The sequence below is a fragment of the Bartonella sp. AD328YNZD genome, from assembly GCF_042196425.1.
In genome coordinates, this window is the sequence record NZ_JBHIQG010000205.1 from 1 (window position 1) to 4,457 (window position 4,457).

Annotated in this window: 7 protein-coding genes; 4 read left to right on the top strand and 3 right to left on the bottom strand. The window is 36.9% G+C overall.

Going from position 1 to position 4,457, the window contains the following annotated elements:
• Positions 1 to 194 precede the first annotated feature (194 nt).
• Entirely contained in the window at positions 195 to 839 is a 645-nt protein-coding gene (locus ACFIO3_RS09125; RefSeq protein ID WP_375664598.1) for a hypothetical protein, read from the top strand.
• Here the strand turns inward: ACFIO3_RS09125 and ACFIO3_RS09130 are convergent.
• From ACFIO3_RS09130 to ACFIO3_RS09140, 3 genes are read right to left on the bottom strand one after another with little or no spacing between them, the layout of a single operon-like run.
• Positions 836 to 1,594, bottom strand: coding sequence for a hypothetical protein (locus ACFIO3_RS09130; protein ID WP_375696162.1), 759 nt, complete (start codon positions 1,592 to 1,594; stop codon positions 836 to 838). The two genes, ACFIO3_RS09125 and ACFIO3_RS09130, sit on opposite strands and share 4 nt — an antisense overlap.
• Positions 1,595 to 1,606: 12 nt before the next feature.
• A complete protein-coding gene (locus tag ACFIO3_RS09135; protein ID WP_375704351.1) occupies positions 1,607 to 2,386 on the bottom strand; it encodes a hypothetical protein in 780 nt (259 codons plus the stop codon).
• Positions 2,387 to 2,396: 10 nt separating this feature from the next.
• The gene (locus tag ACFIO3_RS09140; RefSeq protein WP_375609787.1) at positions 2,397 to 2,714 is read right to left on the bottom strand and encodes a hypothetical protein; all 318 of its coding nucleotides are present in this window, start codon (positions 2,712 to 2,714) and stop codon (positions 2,397 to 2,399) included.
• A 106-nt stretch (positions 2,715 to 2,820) separates the two neighbouring features.
• On the opposite strand from ACFIO3_RS09140, the gene ACFIO3_RS09145 reads away from it, so the two are divergent.
• The 3 genes from ACFIO3_RS09145 to ACFIO3_RS09155 all read left to right on the top strand — a co-directional run bounded on the left by ACFIO3_RS09145 (position 2,821) and on the right by ACFIO3_RS09155 (position 4,346).
• A complete protein-coding gene (locus ACFIO3_RS09145) occupies positions 2,821 to 3,153 on the top strand; it encodes a hypothetical protein (protein WP_038473488.1) in 333 nt (110 codons plus the stop codon).
• 216 nt (positions 3,154 to 3,369) lie between these two features.
• A complete protein-coding gene (locus ACFIO3_RS09150; RefSeq protein WP_375607545.1) occupies positions 3,370 to 3,750 on the top strand; it encodes a hypothetical protein in 381 nt (126 codons plus the stop codon).
• 113 nt (positions 3,751 to 3,863) lie between these two features.
• Positions 3,864 to 4,346 carry a hypothetical protein gene (locus ACFIO3_RS09155; RefSeq protein WP_375704352.1) on the top strand — a complete coding sequence of 161 codons (483 nt, stop codon included), beginning with the start codon at positions 3,864 to 3,866 and terminating at the stop codon, positions 4,344 to 4,346.
• Positions 4,347 to 4,457 lie beyond the last annotated feature (111 nt).

Sequence of the window (4,457 nt, forward strand, 5' to 3'; positions counted from 1 at the left end):
CCGCCTTCAAAACGGCGCGATTGAAAATTCACGGTACCACTGAATATGTCACCACTTGCACCACGTATCGCCCACCCCGTTTTGGTACCTAGATCAAAACAAAGAATCGTGTTAATCACAGCGCCACTCCATACAAAACGTATTTTATAAGATTACTATTTTCCCATAAGCGGGGGGAGAAAGATGTGAGAAGTATGCCAACAATATATGATTTATTTTCTTCCACCATTAGTATAGCCGTTGGAGGCTTTGTTTTGTATACAAACTACAAAGCACAAAAAGAAAGATGTTTAGGACAAAAATTGCAAAGTTATAGTGTACGTGAAATTTTTGGACACATGAGTCCAAATAATCCTCAAGACCTTGAAACTTACCTAGAGTTAATCATCCACAATCCTACAAATCAAATAATCAAGATAAATCATATCAAAATACCCAAAGAATATCCGTTTGTATTTAATAAAGTATGCCGCCCAGATCCTAACGAAGCTATCACAGACTCTGAAAGAGATAGAAATGGAATAAAGGTCATCCCAAAAACTCCAAAGCACATTGATTTAATAGACCCAAAACTAAAGCCAGAGCATTTGGGTTTTTTTGATCTTTTTAGCATAAAAGCCAAAAGTAAATTAACTCTTTGGTTTAAGATACACCCAAAAGAACCGTCCTTCAGAAAACCTATAATCATTGTAGTTGAACACACCTCATGTAATGATCCAGAAGCAACGCTTGAAACCAAGTTTTGTCTTGGTTTTTTCCGGTGGACAGACCAGCAAAACGAAACGTGGTTTGATAAACTATTTAAAAGAAAGCTCTTCATGAATAATTCTAATAGCTAAAGCCATATTCCGCACTCCCAATAATAACGGAGTCGCTCCCATATTCTACGGTGCCAAGGTAGAGATGCCATGTATTGTTGTGGTGTTAACATAGACAATTTATAAGTCGTATTGGAAATGTAATTAAAGTTTGGAACTAGGTGATCACCACGTAATCTGCCGCCACCAAAAACAGCCCCTAAACCACTAATCCAACAATTACCTTCGTGACTGAGGTTCTCTTCACTCTCTACCCAGCCACCTAAATCACCTTTCTTTACTTTTCCAAAGCTTCTCAATGCTCGTATTCGGTGTAACTTGAAAGGACCGAGATCAACTGTATCGTCTGTAAGTTCGTATTTCTTTTTACTACTATTAACTAAATCACAACCACTAATAAAACCTGTATCAATCCATGCATCACCACACACACGGGCATTTTCACAAATTATTGCTGTACCGTATACATGTGCATTACCAAAAACTTGAGCATCAAAATAAACAATGGCATTGCCATAAACATGAGCGTTATCATAAACGTTGGCATTACCAAAAACCTTGGCTCGACCGTAAACCCTAGCACTACCATAAACCTTTGCATCGTCCCCAACCCAACAGTCTCCCTCATGACTTAAATTGCTTTCATTTTCAATAAAGCCACCTAGAGCACCTGCGTACACATCTCTAAAATTTCTTAAAGCACGTATACGATGAAGCGTAACTCCATTAACTTCGATTGTTTCATCAGTAGATTCATACTTCTTTTTAACTGTCATCTTATCCACTCCTCACTTACCCTTCTTCTTACTCTTCTTATTCTTATGAGGCGGCGCTTTTACTGCTTCATCACGCGGCTTAAGCTCTTGCTTCAGTTGTTTAATTTCCGTATCACGTGATTGCACATCTTCTTTTAGTGTCCGTATCTTTTCACTTTTCCGTTTAAAATCTTCTCGGTACGCATCTATCTTTTGTTTTAGTTCTTCTATCTCTTGCTTCAGTTCTTTAATTTCCTTGTCACGTTCTTCAATTTCCTTGTCGTCACGTTCTTCTATCTTTTGCTTCAGTTCTTTAATTTCCGTATCACGTGATTGCACATCTTCTTTTAGTGTCCGTATCTTTTCACTTTTCCGTTTAAAATCTTCTCGGTACGCATCTATCTTTTGTTTTAGTTCTTCTATCTCTTGCTTCAGTTCTTTAATTTCCGTATCACGTGATTGCACATCTGCTTCGAGTGTCATTACAACTTCACTTACATTTCTGAACGCCTTTTCATGCTCTTCAGTCTTTTGTTTCAGTTGTTTAATTTCCTCGTCACGTTCTTCAATCTCTTGCTTCAGTTGTTTAATTTCCTTGTCACGTTCTTCAAGATCCGCATCACATTCATCAATTGTCTGCTTGCTTTCCTTTAAATACCTAAACTCATTCTCTTTCATTTTTTTCTTAATATCTTGAACCTGCTCTTTAAGTGCTTTAACTTGATCGCGATAATGCAATGCAATACGAAACATCACTCCGCTTAAGAGCAAAACTGAAACCACTGCTATCCATAAAATTTCATTCGAACTCATTTTGATCTCCTTAAGGCTGCAAACTATCGCCGGTGTGATCAACACCGCGGCTCTTGCAAATTTTCGACATTGGGGGGTGTTGCTCTTGCATTAATCTCTGCAAGCGCTCGGGATAAAAAAAATCTTCTGGACGCAAATCTATCCCATGATCTCGCGCATAATTTAAAAGCATAATTTGGTATTTAGCTGGTATAATGCCGCCTTTACCCTCTCGCTTTTCAAAAGGATAAGTCCATTTATAAACAGCAGATACATGGCATTGAGAAATCAACGACACGCGTTTTGCACCGCCTAAATACTTTATAATCGTAACTGCTGGAGTAATCATGTAATCCAAAATTTTCTGTCATATATTTACGTATTACGCAAATATAAACAAAATTTTCGCAATACGCAACATTGATTATTTAATAATTTTAAGAGAGAAAAATAAAATGGATTTTCAAAAGTTAATAAAAGTGTGGATTAATGAAAAATTAAATGAAATGGGGCATGGAAGCCGTAAGGCTTTAGGGCAACATTTAGGATTGAGTCCATCATCTATTACACGCTTATTATCGATTGATGACTCTGACTCTAAAGCCTACCGTGATATCACTGCAGAAGAGCTAGTGAATCTACACAGTTTCTTTAAGGAGTATCCTCCGTATCCGGCTTTAAGCAAAATAGATCAAGATTTTTATGATCTATATTCGTCTTGCAATGAAGAAGAACGGAGGGCAACTTTAGCGTTTCTTCATACTTTAATCGAATCAAAAAAGCGATAGTTGCTATTTTTTCTTCATTTGATAATTGTGAAAATTTTCTTTTTGCAATCTTATAGCCTTTCATAAAATCTCCAAATATCTATAAAAAATACACTAATCTAAATAAAATAATTTTCGTAATACGGTATTTTTATATTGACATTACCGTAAAACGAAAATATGTTCACTCCATATCTTAGAAAATAACTTTTGCCAATAGGCTGTATGGAGGCATTTGTGAATAAACCAGTGTTTATAAATTCTGATGAAATTCTCTTAGTCATCTGCGAAAATGAAGAACAAAATCTCGCTAAATCTGGTCCTTTCTTAGAAGAAAAGGACATTATCAATTTTATCGACCAAACCGATAATGCTGTCCAAATTTTGCGCGTAGAACCAACGACTAATCGTTGCGAAGATATCTCTGAAGATATTGCCGAATTCTATCTTAAAGAATGTGAAGAGCAGTGTTTCAACGGAAACATTCCTCACGATTTTATTCTACACAGCACAGCATACGGTTTTTTTTTAGATGATATAAAACAGCGCGAATATGATGATGCAATGTATGGTTCTTACGAAAAACAACACCGTTTGCGTCCTTGTGATGTGCTTTAAAAGCTAAAGGCGTTTTTAAAAGACGCCACCTTTTCAAAAAATTCACCACACAATGCAATGCCGTTCTTTTGCAAGAACGACAAAGGCAGAATCTAACTTAAAGGAGTAAAACCATGGAAAAAAAATACGAAATGACTGATGAAACAATCGAAGTTGGGGGCAAAACTCTCCACCGCATTCGTGCATTGAGAGACTTTGGAAGAGTCAAGAAAGGTGACGTTGGTGGTTTTATTGAGCATGAGGGTAACCTCTCTCATGAGGGCGATTGTTGGGTTAGGGATAAGGCAAAGGTTTGCAGTAATGCTCAAATTTATGAGAATGCACAAGTATTTGGACGAGCACGTATCTCATGTAATGCACGTATTTATGGAAATGCTAATGTTTTTGGAAACGCTTGTGTTGAATCCAATGCACATATTTTCGATAATGCGCAAGTTTACGGAATAGCCGAAATTCACGGCAATGCCAAAATTTGTGAAAAAGCTCATATTGGTGGTGAAGCTGTTGTATGTGGTAACACATGTATTTCAGGCAACACACATATTAGTTATAGTAGAAAAGCCGAACATATCCCTAGGAAAAGACAGAGCGTATAAGCACTTTCTAACAACCAACCATTTTTAAACACAAGCGTGATTCACGCCACGGGGGAATTGCGCGCAAATCAAGGAAACAATAATGACAAATTCTACTTTTTTAAAAGAAAT

Excerpts from the sequence above, each read along its gene's own strand:
- ACFIO3_RS09125 (WP_375664598.1), top strand. The coding sequence starts at position 195 with ATGCCAACAATATATGATTTATTTTCTTCCACCATTAGTATAGCCGTT.
- ACFIO3_RS09130 (WP_375696162.1), bottom strand. The coding sequence starts at position 1,594 with ATGACAGTTAAAAAGAAGTATGAATCTACTGATGAAACAATCGAAGTT.
- ACFIO3_RS09135 (WP_375704351.1), bottom strand. The coding sequence starts at position 2,386 with ATGAGTTCGAATGAAATTTTATGGATAGCAGTGGTTTCAGTTTTGCTC.
- ACFIO3_RS09140 (WP_375609787.1), bottom strand. The coding sequence starts at position 2,714 with ATGATTACTCCAGCAGTTACGATTATAAAGTATTTAGGCGGTGCAAAA.
- ACFIO3_RS09145 (WP_038473488.1), top strand. The coding sequence starts at position 2,821 with ATGGATTTTCAAAAGTTAATAAAAGTGTGGATTAATGAAAAATTAAAT.
- ACFIO3_RS09155 (WP_375704352.1), top strand. The coding sequence starts at position 3,864 with ATGGAAAAAAAATACGAAATGACTGATGAAACAATCGAAGTTGGGGGC.